General features: G+C 57.5%; 13 protein-coding genes. 10 read left to right on the top strand and 3 right to left on the bottom strand.

The window, feature by feature from the left end; translation table 11 throughout:
• The first annotated feature begins 56 nt into the window (after positions 1 to 56).
• From AC4LFW_RS07445 to AC4LFW_RS07465, 5 genes are read left to right on the top strand one after another with little or no spacing between them, the layout of a single operon-like run.
• Positions 57 to 1,043, top strand: a complete 987-nt coding sequence (locus tag AC4LFW_RS07445; protein WP_125882676.1) for a Bug family tripartite tricarboxylate transporter substrate binding protein — start codon at positions 57 to 59, stop codon at positions 1,041 to 1,043.
• A gap of 60 nt (positions 1,044 to 1,103) precedes the next feature.
• On the top strand, positions 1,104 to 1,616 hold the full coding sequence (locus tag AC4LFW_RS07450; RefSeq protein WP_125882675.1) for a tripartite tricarboxylate transporter TctB family protein: 513 nt from the start codon (positions 1,104 to 1,106) through the stop codon (positions 1,614 to 1,616).
• A 24-nt stretch (positions 1,617 to 1,640) separates the two neighbouring features.
• Positions 1,641 to 3,116, top strand: coding sequence for a tripartite tricarboxylate transporter permease (locus AC4LFW_RS07455; RefSeq protein ID WP_158188561.1), 1,476 nt, complete (start codon positions 1,641 to 1,643; stop codon positions 3,114 to 3,116).
• Positions 3,117 to 3,154: 38 nt separating this feature from the next.
• Positions 3,155 to 3,904, top strand: coding sequence for an electron transfer flavoprotein subunit beta/FixA family protein (locus tag AC4LFW_RS07460; RefSeq protein ID WP_125882673.1), 750 nt, complete (start codon positions 3,155 to 3,157; stop codon positions 3,902 to 3,904).
• Positions 3,905 to 4,834, top strand: coding sequence for an electron transfer flavoprotein subunit alpha/FixB family protein (locus AC4LFW_RS07465; protein WP_125882672.1), 930 nt, complete (start codon positions 3,905 to 3,907; stop codon positions 4,832 to 4,834).
• Between the two features lie 61 nt (positions 4,835 to 4,895).
• On the opposite strand, the gene AC4LFW_RS07470 is transcribed toward AC4LFW_RS07465, so the two are convergent.
• Entirely contained in the window at positions 4,896 to 6,764 is a 1,869-nt protein-coding gene (locus AC4LFW_RS07470; protein ID WP_125882671.1) for a sigma-54-dependent Fis family transcriptional regulator, read from the bottom strand.
• A 307-nt stretch (positions 6,765 to 7,071) separates the two neighbouring features.
• Here AC4LFW_RS07470 and AC4LFW_RS07475 point away from each other — a divergent pair, with 307 nt between their 5' ends.
• From AC4LFW_RS07475 to AC4LFW_RS07495, 5 genes are all read left to right on the top strand, one after another.
• On the top strand, positions 7,072 to 7,872 hold the full coding sequence (locus AC4LFW_RS07475) for an SDR family NAD(P)-dependent oxidoreductase (protein ID WP_125882670.1): 801 nt from the start codon (positions 7,072 to 7,074) through the stop codon (positions 7,870 to 7,872).
• Positions 7,873 to 8,030: 158 nt separating this feature from the next.
• Entirely contained in the window at positions 8,031 to 9,701 is a 1,671-nt protein-coding gene (locus AC4LFW_RS07480) for a flavin-containing monooxygenase (RefSeq protein ID WP_125882669.1), read from the top strand.
• Positions 9,702 to 9,804: 103 nt separating this feature from the next.
• The gene (gene gabD, locus AC4LFW_RS07485; protein ID WP_125882668.1) at positions 9,805 to 11,253 is read left to right on the top strand and encodes an NADP-dependent succinate-semialdehyde dehydrogenase; all 1,449 of its coding nucleotides are present in this window, start codon (positions 9,805 to 9,807) and stop codon (positions 11,251 to 11,253) included.
• 130 nt (positions 11,254 to 11,383) lie between these two features.
• Positions 11,384 to 12,715: a carbohydrate porin gene (locus AC4LFW_RS07490; protein WP_125882667.1), complete on the top strand. Its 1,332-nt coding sequence runs from the start codon at positions 11,384 to 11,386 to the stop codon at positions 12,713 to 12,715.
• 70 nt (positions 12,716 to 12,785) lie between these two features.
• Positions 12,786 to 13,568, top strand: coding sequence for a (S)-acetoin forming diacetyl reductase (locus AC4LFW_RS07495; RefSeq protein ID WP_125882666.1), 783 nt, complete (start codon positions 12,786 to 12,788; stop codon positions 13,566 to 13,568).
• Positions 13,569 to 13,889: 321 nt separating this feature from the next.
• Here AC4LFW_RS07495 and AC4LFW_RS07500 read toward each other — a convergent pair whose 3' ends face one another.
• Both AC4LFW_RS07500 and AC4LFW_RS07505 read right to left on the bottom strand, forming a co-directional pair.
• Positions 13,890 to 15,323 carry a UvrD-helicase domain-containing protein gene (locus AC4LFW_RS07500; RefSeq protein ID WP_158188560.1) on the bottom strand — a complete coding sequence of 478 codons (1,434 nt, stop codon included), beginning with the start codon at positions 15,321 to 15,323 and terminating at the stop codon, positions 13,890 to 13,892.
• Positions 15,316 to 17,025 (bottom strand): ATP-dependent nuclease, encoded by a 1,710-nt coding sequence (locus AC4LFW_RS07505; protein ID WP_125882713.1) that lies wholly within the window; start codon positions 17,023 to 17,025, stop codon positions 15,316 to 15,318. The genes AC4LFW_RS07500 and AC4LFW_RS07505 overlap by 8 nt, the downstream gene beginning before the upstream one ends.
• Positions 17,026 to 17,128: the final 103 nt, after the last annotated feature.

Below are 17,128 nucleotides of genomic sequence, written 5' to 3' on the forward strand. Positions count from 1 at the left end.
CCCGGTCATGTTGCGACATGCCGGGTCATCAAATACGCAACCACAAGAGAGATAATATGAACAAGTTGATGAAAATGCTGGTGGCGACAAGCGCTGCCGTGTTGCTTCCGCTGCTCGGTACGGCCGCCCAGGCTGCCGATTGGCCGTCCAAGAACATCACACTGGTCGTTCCGTACGCCGCCGGTGGCTCCACGGATATCCTGTCCCGTCGGGTGGCCGACCTTCTGGGCACGGAACTGGGTGTGAACGTTATCGTCGAGAACCGCCCGGGTGCGGGCACCACTGTTGCCACCGCGCAACTGGCCCGGGTTTCCAAGCGCGATGCCGATTACCGCGTGCTGATGGCGTCCCCGGGGCACACTGTTGGCGCGAGTCTTTATCCCCTGGCCTATGACCCGGTAAAAGACTTCCGCTTTATTCAGAACATTATTGATATCCCTAACGTCCTCGTCGTACCGGCCAAGAGCAAGTTCCAGACCTTCGAAGAGTTCGTGCAAGCCGCGAAGACCGAGCAGACCTCCTTCAGCTCGCCTGGTATCGGCAGCTCCATCCATATGTCGGGTGAACTGTTCAAAGCCAAGATCGGTGCGTCCCAGATGACCCACGTTCCGTTCCGTGGAAGTGGCGAGGCGCTTCCGGCACTGCTGTCGGGTGATGTCGACTTTTCATTCGAGAACCTGCCGACTGTCTATCCGATGATCAAGTCGGGGCAACTGCGGGTACTGGCTGTCAGCACCAGCGAGCCTTCGCCCTTCCTGCCGGACGTGCCGACCGTGCAGTCCGTTGGTGTTGAGCAGGGGCTGTCCGACTTTGCCACCTCCGCCTGGTTCGGTCTTATTGGGAGCGCCTCGATGTCCGACGAGGCCTACGGCAAGCTGCAGGCCGGCGTGCAAAACGTCATGCAAAGCCAGGCGTTCGAGGATTTCCTACCGCAGCTGGGCGCTGTCGCCGGCAAGGAATCCGGGGAAGCGTTCAAGTCCATGGTCGAGCGGGATATTAAGCAGTGGGCTGATTTGGTCGAAGCCGCCGGACTCGGCGAATAAGCCTCAATAGCTTCAAGGGGGCGTCGCCGCGCGGGACGCCTCTGCCTAACTGGATGGATTATGAAAAACACCGCCATTCGCCAGAGAGTCTCCAGGCTTGCCAGCGTCGATGCAGCTGCCGGTCTGGTTCTCATCGTGGCATCCCTTACGTTTCTGTTTTATCTGGTTCCAGCGTACATCGTTGAGCCTCGCAGGCTTCAGTCACCGCTGCTGTCGCCCCTGGTCCTTCCTCAGATCATGGGTTGGATGATTCTGTTGCTTGGTATCGGTCTGGTGCTCGGCGCGATGTTTGGCCCGAAGCGTGAGCGGGAAGAAAAATACACCAAACTGCGCGACTTGCCGCTCCATCAATGGCTGCTGCCGTTGCTGGCCTTCGCCGTTTACTACTTCGGGCTCGAGCTGCTGGGCGCGGCGGTCTGTGGCGTGCTGGCCACGATGTTGCTGTTCGTAGCCATGGGGGTCAGGCGCATTGGCATTTATCTGCTGGGTGTTGCGATGCCGATCGGTATCTGCCTGGCCTTCGACTATGGCCTGAATGTTCCCCTGCCTTACGGCTCGCTCTGGGGATATTGAGTACCCGCTTGATGAGATTATGAAATGGACCAGATGCTTGAGGTGCTCAGCCTTTTCCTGAGCGTGGAAAACATCCTGATGATCGCGGTCGGCGTGGTGATTGGCGTCGTGATCGGAGCCATACCCGGGTTGACCGCAACCATGGCGGTAGCCCTGGCGCTGCCGTTCACCTTCGGCATGGAGCCCGTCACCGCGATCCTGCTGCTGGTCGGTATTTACAAGGGCGGCATGTATGGCGGATCGATCACTGCCATTCTGATCCGCACACCGGGCTCGCCAGCGTCGGCCAGCACGCTGCTGGACGGTTACCCGATGGCGCAGAAAGGTGAAGCCAAGAAGGCACTGTCCATGGCGCTGTACGCGTCCTGTATCGCCGACTTCATCTCCAATCTGTCGCTGATCTTCCTGGCGGGTTACCTGGCCAAGCTGGCGCTGAACTTCGGGCCGCCGGAGTATTTCTGGCTGATCTGCTTCTCGCTGACCATCATCATTTCGGTTTCCGGTGATTCGGTGATGAAGGGGCTGGTCGCTGCTGCTCTAGGGGTGATCCTCGCGCTGGTTGGCATGGATCCGGTCTACGGTACCGAGCGTCTGACCTTCGACAATTACAATCTGATGGATCGTATCAACTTCATCCCGCTGTTGATTGGTCTGTTCGCCATTCCCGAGATTCTTGAGTTCTATCTGTCGCGGGCCCGGGAGCACATCCAGACCGCCGTGGCGGGTGCCGACGTGACTTGGCAGGAGCTCAAAGGCAGCATGCGCAGCATCATTCGAGGCAGCTTCATCGGTGTGATCATCGGTGCCATTCCGGGCACTGGCGCGACAGCCGCTTCGTTCATCTCCTATTCGGAGGCACGCCGCAATTCGCCCAACAGGGACAATTTCGGCAAGGGTGAAATCGAGGGTGTAGCCGCAGCCGAGGCGGGCAACAACGCGGTTGCCGGCGCGACCATGATTCCGCTGCTGTCATTGGGAATCCCCGGCGACGTGATCACCGCGATCATCCTCGGCGCTTTCATGATCCATGGACTGACTCCCGGACCGATTCTTTTCCAAGAGAACATGAATCTGATCTACGCGCTGTTCTGCGGCATCATGCTCAGCTCCGTGGTGTTGTTCGGTACCGGCAAGCTGGCGATCCGGTATTTTTCCCGGATTGCCGACGTTCCCAAGCGGATCCTGTTCCCCATCGTTTTGATGTTCTGCATCTACGGCGCCTACGCCGTGAACAACAGCACCTTCGATATCGCTGTCATGCTGGTGTTCGGCCTGGTCGGCTTCATTTTCAACCGTACCGGATTTGCCTCAGCACCGTTTCTGATCGGTTTCATCCTGGGGCCGATGCTGGAAGACAACTTCCGTCGTTCCCTGCTGATCAGCAGCAACAGTTTCGATGTGTTTATTCGTGGCCCCATCGACTGGTTCTTCATCGCGTTGACGGTGCTATCTCTGGGCTTTGCCTTGCGCCGCTACCTTCAATCACTACGCACCAATTGATCGCCGCCACCTCTGTGGTGCCTGCAATCGGAGACAATATGAAAATACTGGTAACAGTCAAACGAGTGGTCGATTACAACGTCAAGGTTCGCGTTAAGGCGGACAACTCCGGCGTCGACCTCGCCAACGTCAAGATGTCGATGAACCCCTTCTGCGAAATTGCCGTGGAAGAAGCCGTGCGCCTGAAAGAGAAGGGTGTCGCGAGCGAGATCGTCGTGGTTTCCATTGGTCCGACCGCTGCCCAGGAGCAACTGCGTACCGCGCTGGCACTGGGTGCAGATCGCGCCGTACTGGTCGAGTCGACCGAAGAGCTGAACTCCCTGGCCGTGGCCAAGCTACTCAAGGCCGTGGTCGACAAGGAACAGCCACAACTGGTGATTCTCGGCAAGCAGGCCATCGACAGCGACAACAACCAGACCGGCCAGATGCTGGGCGCACTGACCGGATTCGCTCAGGGCACCTTCGCGTCGAAAGTCGAAGTGGAAGGTGACAAGGTCAAGGTCGGGCGTGAAATCGATGGCGGCGCACAAACCGTTGCGCTGAACCTCCCGGCGATCGTCACCACCGACCTGCGTCTGAACGAGCCGCGCTATGCGTCGCTGCCGAACATCATGAAGGCCAAGAAGAAGCCGCTGGAAGTGCTGACACCCGACGCACTGGGCGTATCGACCACCTCCACTGTGAAGACGTTGAAAGTCGAAGCACCAGCTGCTCGCAGCGCAGGTATCAAGGTCAAGTCCGTGGCTGAACTGGTCGAGAAACTGAAGAACGAGGCGAAGGTAATCTAAATGACTATCCTGGTTATCGCTGAACACAACAATGCCGTTCTGGCTGCTGCGACCCTCAACACCGTGGCCGCCGCAAAAGCCATTGGCGGCGACATTCATGTGCTGGTAGCCGGCAGCAATTGCGCGGCCATTGGCGAAGCGGCTTCCAAAATCGAAGGCGTTTCCAAGGTGCTGGTTGCAGAAGATGCGGCCTACGCCAATCAATTGCCGGAAAACGTCGCGCCATTGATCGCGGGTCTGGCCAAGGATTACAGCCATGTCCTGGCGGCCGCTACTACCAACGGCAAGAACTTCCTGCCTCGCGTAGCCGCCCAGCTGGACGTTGATCAGATTTCCGAGATCATTGCGGTAGAAAGCGCTGATACCTTCAAGCGTCCGATCTATGCCGGTAATGCCATCGCGACTGTCCAGTCCAGCGCACCGATCAAGGTGATCACCGTTCGCGCGACCGGTTTCGATCCGGTCAACGCTGAAGGTGGTTCGGCTAGCGTCGAACAGGTTTCCGGCACGGGCGACGCAGGCGTTTCGTCATTCGTTGGCGAAGAACTGGCCAAATCCGATCGTCCGGAATTGACTGCTGCAAAGATTGTCGTCTCCGGTGGTCGTGGCATGCAGAATGGCGAGAACTTCAAACATCTGTATTCGCTGGCCGACAAGCTTGGCGCTGCCGTCGGCGCCTCGCGTGCGGCGGTCGACGCCGGCTTCGTACCAAATGACATGCAGGTCGGCCAGACCGGCAAGATCGTTGCGCCGCAGCTGTACATCGCGGTGGGTATCTCCGGTGCCATCCAGCACCTGGCAGGTATGAAGGACTCCAAAGTGATCGTCGCGATCAACAAGGACGAAGAAGCGCCCATCTACCAGGTTGCCGATTACGGCCTGGTAGGCGATCTGTTCGAGATTCTGCCGGAGCTGGAAAAACTCGTTTGAGTCAGAAGGGCAGCCGCCCTCGCGCTGGCTGAGCGGGAGGGTGGCATTCAACTATGGACGTCTAGTTATACGAACCCTTGCCGGGCATCTTAATGCCGTACTGATTCACGCGGCGGTAAAGAGTTGCACGGGAAATTCCCAGCTCCTGTGCAGCAAGTACCGGCTTCCAGCGATTGCGTACTAGTGTGTCGATCAGCGCTTGACGTTCCGGGTCTCCTGCTGACGTTTCCTCCCCGTTCACCGGGGCGCTGATAGCAAGCGTTACCGGCAAGTCTTCGATACCGATCACCTGGCTGGCGCACACCGCACAGGCATATCGCAGCGCATGATGCAGCTGGCGCATATTGCCGGGCCAACTGTAGTTCAACAGCATCTCCAAGGCCGCGTCACTCAGTTGGAAGCGCTCTGCGGATCGCGTGCATTCTTCGTCCAAGAGCTTATTGATCAAGGCCAGTTTATCGGTGCGCTCGCGCAATGGCGGGATATCGAAGCGCGCGCCGTTCAAGCGGAAGTACAGGTCTTCACGGAACGTACCTTGCTCGACCAGCGTCACGAGATCGCGGTGGCTGGCACACACGACCTGAATGTCGATGGCCTGTGGGCGTGAGGCGCCTAATGGCGACACTTGGCCTTCGCTCAATGCCCGCAGCAGGCGGGTCTGCAGCGTGAGCGGCATATCGCCGATCTCATCAAGAAATAGCGTGCCGCCATCGGCCTGTTGCAGCAGACCCCGCATGCCTTTACTTGATGCGCCGGTGAAGGCGCCGGCCGAATAGCCGAACAGCTCACTTTCGATCAAGTTTTCTGGTATCGCCGCACAATTGATGGCGACGAAGGGCTTGTCCTTGCGTTTGCTGGCTGCATGCAACTGCAACGCGAAGTGCTCTTTGCCAGCGCCTGTCTCACCATGAATCAATACCGGCAGCCCTCGGTCCTTGACGCGCACCGCCAGTTCAAGAGCTCGGGCAACCGTTGGATCGAGCGCTTCGACCACCTTGCCGGTTGCACGTGCGCTCGGACGGCGTCTTGGCGCTTTGAGTCGCACATGTAGGTTCAGCGCAGATAGGTAATGAACCGTGTCATCAGCGCGATCAGGAAGCCGGTCTGAAATAAAGGCTTCATCGACGGTATCCGGAATCCGGCCGTGACGCTGTAGCAGCAACCGCCGTGCGGCGGGATTGAGCGCCTGGATCACACCATCGCTATCCCATGCGAACAGGAACTGCGGTTGGCTATCGACATACCCGGGAAACGGATGCGCGCGCAACACCCAAAGATCCTGGGTGCTGTACATGAAGTACGCATTTTCGATTTCAGCGGCGCTTTGAATGACCATCTGACGGATCAGATGTTGGCTACGCCTGTCATCCGGCGAACGTATGGCGGATACGTCCAAAACGGCGAAAAGCTCGCCGGAAGGGGAAAAGACCGGGGCGGCAGAGCAGGTGTTGCCGATGAACGCTGCGCGAAAGTGATCCTGCTTGTGTACGGTGATCGGCTGCTTATCGATCAGAACCGCACATACGGCGGTGGTGCCTTCTTCGCTTTCCGTCCAGCACGTGCCGAGGTCGATGCCGGCACGTCGATACTCGCCGCGGATCGTTGAATCGATGCAGTAATCGACGGTGCATCCCAAGGTATCGGTGAGCATCACGCAATAATCGGCATCGCGCACTCGATGGTGGAGTCGACCAATCTCATTGCCCGCCAGCCTCAGGAAATCATCGATACGCTCTCGATGCTCATTGAGTTGGTGTGCTTCGAGCACTCGTGGGCCCTGCAGCGAGCCTGGATCGAGTTGGTGGTGCTGCACCGAACGGCGCCAGGAGTCGACGATGCTGCTCGGAACGGGAAGCGTCGGCGCGCTTTGGGCAGTGCGTAGCACTCTGCTCACGTGTTCCACATGAGCCTTTGAGTAACCAGAGGACATGTTACCTCCGCATGGTCAATTCTAATTTTTGTACAGCCATTTAATGCGTGTTGACCGGTGTCCACAAGCTGAATCGATTTGCGTTACAGGGTGAGACATAACGTCTCACCGTTCTCCCTTCGTCCCGCTCATCGCGAGACATAACGTCTTGATCGGCTGCGATCGCAATTCGCCTTTCGCGATGCTGGAAGCGCTCTGGAACGGTGCTTTGAGCTGATAGTTCTAAGATTGGCACCTGATTTGCTCCATCCGTCTCAGCGAACCGCCATGAGCGGTCGCATTCAACAACAATAATTAGAGGCATCTCATGAGCGAATCTACTGCTGTCGATTTTTCCCTGGTCGGCAAGGTTGCCCTGGTAACAGGCGCTGGCCGCGGTATTGGCCAAGGCATCGCCTTGAGCCTGGCAAAAGCCGGCGCTGATCTGGTACTCGCCGACTATGACCTCGGCATCGCTGAAGAAGCCGCCGCCCGTGTGCGTGCAATTGGCCGCCGCGCCATCGCCTTGCAAGTGGACGTGAGCCAACCCGACAGCGTTGGCGCAATGATCGAGCAGGTACGCGAGCACTACGGTCGCCTGGATGTAGCCGTCAACAACGCGGGCGTAGTGAGTTTGGGTAAGGTCGACGAGCTGCCAGTCAGCGAGTGGGACCGCATCATGAACATCAACGCACGCGGCGTATTCCTCTGTTGCCAGGCTGAACTGCGGCTGATGCGTGAGCACAGGTTCGGTCGCATCATCAATCTGGCATCGATCGCCGGCAAGGTCGGCTTCCCGGACCTGTCTCACTACAGCGCATCCAAATTCGCTGTCATCGGTTTTTCCAACGCATTCGCCAAAGAAGTCGCCCGTGAAGGCATCACGGTCAACGCGCTGTGCCCCGGTGTCGTGGGTACTGGCATGTGGCGCGGTGACGAGGGGCTGTCCAGCCGTTGGGCTGAGCCGGGTGAAACCGAGGAGCAATCTTGGGAGCGGCATCAGGCGGCCCTGCTACCACAAGGCGAAGCGCAAACCGTCGAGGACATGGGCCAGTTGGCGGTCTACCTCGCCTGCGCGCCTCATGTCACAGGCCAGGCAATCGCGGTGGATGGTGGCTTCTCGCTGTAAGTAAGAGCGGAGCGGGTCGGGCTGATCCGCTCACTTCACCTATCGAGTTTCGACACGCCCCCGATCTTGTTTTTGGGGGAGACGGTACCGGCTTGCCTGAAGATTCTCTTAGCGAACGAGCGATGACTTCAGGTGCACCGATCAATCAGGAGAACACAATGACAACTACAGTTCTGGCTAAACGCTCCGTTGGCACCAACGTGACCAACCTTGACGCGATCATCATCGGTGCCGGTTTTGGTGGCATCTATATGCTGAAAAAACTGCGCGACGAGCTTGGTTTGAAGGTGCGTGCCTTCGACAAGGCAGCTGGCGTTGGGGGCACCTGGTTCTGGAATCGCTATCCAGGCGCCTTGTCCGATAGTGAAACCTTCGTGTACTGCTTCTCGTGGGATCGCGAGCTTTGCCAGGAGTGGGACATCACCACCCGCTACGTCGACCAGCCGCAGATCCTGTCCTACCTGAACCATGCGGTTGATCGCCACGACCTGCGCAAGGATATCCAACTGGAAACGGCGATCACCTCGGCCGTGTTCGACGAACAAACCAACCGCTGGTCCGTCACCACTGATAATGGGCACCAGTACTCCGCCAAGTACCTGGTCACCGCGCTTGGTCTGCTGTCTGCCACCAACGTGCCGAAGATCAAGGGGATGGAGCAGTTCAAGGGCAAGATGTACCACACCGCCAATTGGCCAGCCGATGCCGTTCTGGAGGGCAAGCGCGTCGGCGTCATAGGCACGGGCTCGACCGGTTGCCAGGTGATTACGGCCATTGCGCCTACCGTTGACCATCTCACCGTGTTCCAGCGCTCCGCGCAGTACACCGTCCCTGTCGGCAATGGTCCGGTTAGCCGCGAGTACGTCGATGACATCAAGCGTAACTATGATGCGATCTGGCAACAGGTACGCTCGTCTCGCCTGGCGTTCGGTTTTGAGGAAAGCGACATCCCAACGATGAGCGTGTCGCCGGAAGAGCGTAAACAAATCTTCCAGCGTGCCTGGGACGGCGGTGGTGGATTCCGCTTCATGTTCCAGACCTTCAACGACATTGCGATCGACGAGCAAGCCAATCGGGCCGCTCAAGATTTCATTCGCGAGAAGATCGGCGAGATCGTCAAGGATCCGGAAACGGCGCGCAAGCTGATGCCGCGCGACCTCTATGCGAAACGTCCACTATGCGACAGCGGCTATTACGCCACTTTCAACCGGCCGAATGTCTCCTTGGTGGACGTCAAAGCCAACCCGATCGAGGAAATCACCGAAGCGGGCATTCGTACCGCCGATGGCGTGGAGCACGAGCTGGACGTGCTGATATTCGCCACCGGTTTCGACGCGGTGGACGGCAACTACAAACGCATCGATATCCGCGGCCGGAATGACGTCAGCATCAAGGATCACTGGAGCGAAGGGCCGTCCAGCTACCTGTCGGTGGCGACCGCCAACTTCCCCAACATGTTCATGATTCTCGGCCCGAACGGTCCGTTCACCAACCTGCCACCCACCATCGAGACAGAGGTGGAGTGGGTATCCGACATGATCGGCTTCATGGAAGAAAAAGAGCTGGCCTGCATGGAGCCCGATCCTGAATCTGAACGCCAGTGGGGCGTGACCTGCCGTGAGATCGCCGACCAGACGCTGTTCGCCAAGGCCGATTCCTGGATCTTCGGCGCCAACATTCCTGGCAAGACCAACTCCGTCTACTTCTACATGGGCGGTTTGGGCCCGTTCAGAGACATTCTCGCGTCGGTCCAGAACGAAGGCTATCGAGGCTTCAAGTTCACGAGCCTGAGCCCGTCCGGTAGCTACGCCCAAAAAGCCCAGCATTGACCGGAACATCAACGCGAAGAAAGCGCACTCGTTGCCGCCTCGCGAGGGCGAGTGCGTTCGAACGGCGCCCGTGAGGCGCCGCGTATCCGACGGAGAACATGCAGTGAACCTGAAAAAACCCGAACTGTTTCGTCAGCATGCCTATATCGACGGCGAGTGGATCGGTGCCGACAGTGCCGCCACCATCACTGTCGGCAACCCATCGACCGGCGCAGTGATTGGCCATGTTCCGCGCATGGGCGGGGCGGAAACCCGTCGCGCCATTGAAGCCGCTGATCGTGCCCTGCCTGCCTGGCGCGCCCTTTCGGCAAAAGAGCGGGCCATTACGTTACGCCGCTGGTACGAGCTGATCATCGAAAACCAGGATGACCTGGCCCGCATCATGACCCTCGAACAAGGCAAGCCCCTGGCCGAAGCGCGTGGTGAGATCGTCTTTGCGGCTTCCTATATCGAGTGGTATGCGGAGGAGGGCAAGCGCATCTACGGCGACGTGATCCCGGGTTCTGCCGACAAGCGCTTGCTGGTACTCAAGCAGCCCGTAGGGGTGTGCGCCGCCATCACGCCGTGGAATTTTCCCAGCGCCATGATCACCCGCAAGGCAGGACCTGCATTGGCCGCAGGTTGCACAATGGTGATCAAGCCGGCTTCGCAAACGCCCTTTTCGGCGCTGGCCCTGGTGGAGCTTGCCGAGCGAGCGGGTATTCCAAAAGGTGTGCTGTCGGTCGTGACCGGCTCGGCCGCAGAGATTGCCGAAGAGCTGACCAGCAACCCGGTGGTCCGCAAAATCTCTTTCACCGGCTCCACCGAGATTGGCCGCACGATCATGGAGAAGTGCAGCCATGACATCAAAAAGATATCCCTCGAGCTCGGTGGCAATGCGCCGTTTATCGTCTTTGAAGATGCCGACCTGGACGCCGCTGTAGAGGGCGTTCTTGCCTCGAAATTCCGCAACGCCGGCCAGACCTGCGTGTGTGCAAATCGCCTGTACGTACACGACAAGGTTTACGACACTTTCGTCGACAAGCTGGCCGTAGCAGTGGGCAGTTTGAAACTCGGAGATGGCATGGCCGAGGGCACCACCATTGGCCCGCTGATCGATGAGAAGGCGGTCGCCAAGGTGCGCGAGCATATCGAGGACGCCATCGAAAAGGGCGCCAAGGTGCTTCAGGGCGGTGCGGCGTATCAACTGGGAGGCAACTTTTTCCAGCCGACGATCCTGGTCGACGTGCCGGATATCGCTCGCGTATCGAAAGAGGAAACCTTCGGCCCTCTGGCTCCGGTCTTCCGCTTCTTCAATGACGCCGAAGTCATCCGCAAAGCCAACGATACCGAGTTCGGGCTGGCCGCCTATTTTTACGCGAGCGATCTGGGGCGCGTATTCCGCGTCGGCGAGGCGCTGGAGTACGGCATCGTCGGCGTGAATACCGGAATCATCAGCTCCGAAGCGGCGCCCTTTGGCGGCATCAAGGCGTCCGGCGTTGGGCGCGAGGGATCCAAGTACGGAATCGAGGATTACCTCGAAATCAAATACCTGTGTCTGGCGGGAATCTAGCTGACCTGGCTGAGCATTGAGGTCGGGCCACGCTCATCTTGCATTGATCGCTATTCCCCAAGCTGCAACGGCCCTGCCTTGCGGATTGGATAACGCTGTGTCGTAACCATAACAACAAGGACCAATCGACATGAATAACCTCTGGCGCCTGCCCGTAGGGCTAAGCCTTTTTGCATGCATCGCTTTTCCCGCTGCTGCTGCCGGCGACTCGTCCCGATGGGGTTTGGGGGACTGGGGCGGCACCCGCACTGAACTGCTCGAAAAAGGTGTGAATTTCACCATCGGCTACGTCGGTGAGGGCGCTGCCAATCTCAGTGGCGGCTATAACGATGACCGCACCGCCCGATACACCTCGCAATGGGCCCTGGGCGCCAATCTGGATCTGCAGAAACTCCTTGGCTGGAATGCCGCCGAGTTCCAGTTGCTGGTCACCGAGCGAAGCGGCAACAACCTGTCTAACGAACGCATCGGCGATCCACGTACCGGGCAGCTCAGCTCCGTGCAGGAGGTATGGGGGCGCGGGCAAACCTGGCGCCTGACCCAAATGTGGTATCGCCAACGGTTTTTCGATGAGGCGCTGGATCTCAAGATTGGGCGCATGGGCGTCAACGAGGACTTCAACAGCTTCCCTTGCGACTTCCAGAGCCTGGCATTCTGCGCCGCTCCCATCGGCAACGTAGCGGGGGATGTCTGGTACAGCGGTCCCGTCAGCCAATGGGCGCTACGTGCCAAATACAACCTGGATGACCACTGGGCGGTGCAGATCGGAGTGTTCGAGCAGAATCCTTCGAATCTGGAAGTCGGTAACGGCTTCAAGCTCAGCGGTAGTGGCACCCAGGGAGCATTGGTCCCGATAGAGGTGATCTGGAAGCCAACCGTGGGTACCCATGCGCTACCAGGCGAATACCGACTTGGCTATTACCACAGCAGCGCCAGTGCCAACGACATTTACGAGGACGTCGATGGCCGCCCGCAAGGAGTGACCGGTATGACCGCAAAAAGCCGCAGCCGCAAAAGCGGTTGGTGGGTCATGGGCCGTCAGCAGCTAACGTCGCGTAATGGCGATGCGTCCCGTGGCCTGAGCGTATTTGCCAATTTCACCTTCCATGATAGAGAAACCAGCAGTATCGACAGTTTTCAGAACATCGGGCTGGTCTACACCGGTCCGTTTGATGCTCGCCCCAAGGACGATATCGGTCTGGGGGTTGCTCGAATCCATGTCAACGATGACGTCACCAAGCGTCAGCGCCAGATCAACACTGCCAACGCCATTACTGATTATGACAACCCGCAGTACGTTCCTGTGCAGCACAGCGAATACAACATCGAACTCAACTACGGTGTGCATGTTACCGACTGGCTGACCGTCCGCCCGAACCTGCAATACGTCCGCCACCCGGGCGGTGTTTATGAGGTAGAAAACGCACTCGTCGCAGGCGTGAAGCTCCAGGCAAATTTCTAATCCCGCGAGATCCTGTGCGCAGCTGTAGCCGCTGTTTGATTTCCCATAACAATCTAGAAGGAAACCGGAAATGACCAAGTCCCAAGGAAAAGTTGCATTTGTTACTGGCGCCGGCCAAGGCATTGGTGAGGCCATTGCATTGCGATTGGCAACTGATGGCTTTGCGGTAGCATGCGCCGATATGAATATTGAGACGGCCAGCCAGGTTGTCGAGAGAATCAAATCGAACGGCGGCACTGCCCTGGCGATCAAGGTCGATGTGGCCGATCGCGATGATGTATTCAAAGCAGTCCAGCAAGCGGTCGATGGGCTGGGCGAACTACATGTGGTCATCAACAACGCAGGTATCGCGCCGATTGCCCCGATCGAAACCATCACCCCGGACATCTACCGGAAAACCTTCGACATTAACGTAGGCGGGGTCCTGTGGGGCATCCAGGCTGCTGTAAAAGCGTTCAAGGCATTGGGCCACGGCGGGAAAATCATCAGCGCTTCATCGCAGGCAGGCCATGTCGGCAATCCGGACCTGGCCGTTTATGGCGGCACTAAATTCGCTGTGCGAGGCATCACCCAAACGGCCGCCAGAGAGCTGGCCCACCTGGGTATCACCGTAAACGCATACTGCCCCGGTATCGTGAATACACCGATGATGCGCAAGGTCGCCCAGGACGTGGCAAACAATGCCAACCAGAGCTTTGAGTGGGGCATGGAACAATTCGCCCAACACATTACCCTGAAACGTCTGTCTCAGCCTGAGGACGTCGCGGCCTGCGTGTCATTCCTTTCCGGGCCGGATTCGGACTATATGACTGGGCAGGCGGTCATCATTGACGGAGGGATGGTGTTTAACTGAGTGGCGTTGAGCAGGCAGCTGCCTCTGCCAAGAACGCCTGTCGCTGAATAGTATGTGGCGCGTTTACCGGTCATTCTCTGAACCCGAGATGGCCGGTTTTTTTGGTTGGGTTTTGCTGGGTGTTTTCCGGCACCACGTTCCGAAGGCTGTGCATATAAGGCCTCACGTTCCGCCAGTATGAAAACTGGAATATCGATGCAGAAGAATACTGCCGACGCTGACATCTGAAGTGCCGCTGTCGGCCAAAAGCGGACTGCTCAAGACTGAAAGGGGCTCACAGGCGCTTCGGAGGTCCCTGCCCTATGGGTCTATGGCATCAGATCATTTTGCTGGAATGTATCTACCCGTACCGATGATGGTGAGGGACTTCGACCCACGTGTCATCGCGACATACAGATGCTTAGCGTCAAGCGAGTCTGCATCAAGGATGACGGCATGGTCGTATTCCAGGCCTTTGACTAGCAGCGTTGTCCCAATGAGCTTCCTGTGGCTGAGAGGCCGCCCCGTATGCCTCATTTCGCGCTGGTACAGGTTTGCGGCCTCTGAGAGAGTTGCTCCTTCTCCATCTATGTGTAGCTTCAGCACGTTGAGTAAGCGATACAGGAGGTCACGGCGGTAGGGCGATGTTTCTGGATTTGACTTCAGCGCAAGAAAAAACGACTTGAGGTGGCTGCTTGATGGGTTGCTGAGGTAGTCATTCGCTGCATGCAGGACTAGTGGGTACTTTGTGCTTTTACTAAGTTTCGCCACCTCGCCTCTCTGGGTTCCGGCAGTCAAAGCCTTGGTCACGCCAGTAAAACACTTTTTCGCAAAATCCAAGGCAAGAAGAAATCCCGCTTGGGCAGTCTTCGCGACTCCGAGCTTCTTGATGAATAAGTGAAGGTCTGTGCCTTCAACTTCCTCGATAGAAGAAAATCGACCTGCCATGCTTCGGGCCAAAAGGTGGGTCTTATTCTTGGACTTGGGATCCCCACAGTGCAGAGCAATCACGCTCTCGTTGTGCCCTAGCTGGTCGCACAGCGATGAATACTGTTTGGCCTCCAGAAACGCGGTAGCGGTTGCAACGCGAATCACGCTGCGTGGTAGTCCACCAACTAGATCAATTTTTTGCCCCAGCTCAATCTTCTTCCGCGCCTCCTTCAGCCAGGCGCCCAGCTCATGTGCTTCAGCCTGTTTCCAACGCCAAGGGGTATCTAGCTCGCCCAGGCAGTCGAAAGTGGGATACACGCTTGCGTTCCAGTCCACAGGCTTACCATCCTCAAAGTCAAAGATGGCCTGCAGGGGATCGCCCAGGATCCGGCAGGGAAAGAGATCTGCCAAGGCGCAGACCAGCGAGTGCTGTGAATCGGAGCAGTCCTGGTACTCATCTACATAGACTCCCGTGTAAGTGGCTGATACGACATGGCGAATGAACTGCTTCTTCAGCAATCCCGAGCAGCTTTCATAGAGCTTGCCCCACTGCTTGCTGGTCGGATTTTCAGTCGCCCAGCCGGAGCTTTTGGGGTAGGCCAAACAAAGGCGCAGCGCCCAGCTTGCAATCGTATCCACCTGATATTTGGAAGCAGGAACACCAAGTAACGTCATCTTGGTTTTTATCGAGTTCACGCCCGCAAAGGTGTGAGTCAGGATCAGTTGCCGGCCGCCAGCGGCCCGCACTGCCAACGCAATGAGGTGCGTCTTGCCGTATCCAGCAGGTGCGATAACGTACCCTCGGTTTGGGCAATTGCTGAGCTTGGTTGCTAGCTCCTCAGACATGTTCTGCCCATGCCCAAAGCTTGCCGAGCTCAAGTGCAAGGTTCTTTTGGGCGAAATCAGCGTCGAGGAAGGCTTGGCTTACCGCCTTAAACCATAAGTCACCCCTAGTGGTGTCCTTGAACCAGCAGGACTTCTTCGCCGCAACACCTATGGCTGTACGCAGCTCAGGACGATCTATCCAAGTGCCAGCGTCCTTGTCTAAATCTCCTGCAAGGAGCCTAGAGCGCACATGGTCGTACACAGGGAAGCTCAGCTCGTCTTGAGCGAGTTTTAAACTAGCTAGCACGCTTGGCCACGGAAGATCCTGAAAGGCCCTCTCCTCAAGTGAAAGCTTGTCGCTCCACATCAGAACTGGGATGTTCAGAGCCGCTAGCTCTTTCTCATCCTTTGGAGAGAACTGATCTTCGGCGTCACCATCAGCGAGCACCGTCACGTCATAGCCAAGCGATTTGAAGGCTTTCGCAAGTGCCTTTACCTTGCTGCCTCCCTTTGCATCTAGCAGCGCAACACCGTGGAAGGAAAACGGATCCTTCTTGCTCGCCATCTGGAAGTCGTCAAAACCCCTCAGGAAGCCGACCTCTGTTGCGCCTTCGCAAACCACCACCTTCTTTGCCAGAAATGCTTCGGTGCTTGATCGAATCTTCCCTTGAACCTCGTGATCCTCAAGGCCTTCTTTGGCAGCGGAAATGATCTGAACCACGCCGTCGGCGTTGTGAACCACATGAAGCTCATTCACGGTGAGTTCGCGCAGCACGGCTGGAGAGTGGGTCGTGAGAAAGTACTGCCCTCGTTCGTCATCTCTCACGTGCTTGATGAGGCGGGTGATCCGGTGCGGCTCTAGGCCAAACTCCACCTCATCAAACAAGGTGATGTGGCCTTCTTCTAGCCCCACAGTTTGAATGCCGCACAGAAGCATCCGGCGCGATCCAAGGCCCAACTGACGTAGCGGCATATCGCCGTCGTGCAGCGACAGCCCGCCCACTTTCAGATTTAGGGAGCTCAGATCAAGGTGAGCTTTGTAGGAATCCACCACAGGTACGCCGAGCAGCTTGGCCATCTCTTGTGATTTCGCCGCCGCCGCATCGAAGTTAACAAGATTGGCATCACGATCGGTGTCTAGCGATGTCCTGGCGTTTCTGGAGACATTCGCCAGCAGCTCGTTCAAGCTCTGTGCCTCCGTGATTTTGGCCAGCGCTGTTCCATTCGCCCAGGACAGTTGTTTCTCACTGTACGCACCGATCAGGCCCACACTGACTTTGTTTCTGTCAGCTTGCTTGAACGGTGTCCCCTCGGGGTTGCGATCACAGACCACGATCCACTTCGGCTCCAGATCCTTTTCGACCGTGAGCCGTACGGTCAAAACATTCTCTAGATGGTCGTCCGGCTCGTCCGTGAGAATTCGAGCAGCTGCGTCCCAGCCGCGGAGGTAGGGGCCGTACTTGTGTAGTGAGCAGAACTCTTCAGCCAGATTGCCAATCGTGACTTCTATGGTGATGGTGTTCTCGACCTTGCATTGATAGAAGTCTGAATCGCTGAGCGTGAGATTCCATTGGGGATAGAACGTAAATCGGATTGCCTCTAGGATCGTCGACTTGGAGGAGTCGCCCTTCCCTATGAGGCAGAAGATGTCGGATGCAGGAAGGGCCCAGTCAAGCTCTTTCACCCCACGAAAGTTCTTGATCGTAATTTTTCTGATTTTCACCGAGCAACGTTCTCCATAACTTCGTATATGAAACTGGGGGCTCTGCTCATGTCACAGTCGCCACAGCTCGTCCTTGGTGGTGCATTTGCCTTTTTACCCTCTA

The sequence above is a fragment of the Stutzerimonas sp. C6.4V genome (assembly GCF_058536345.1).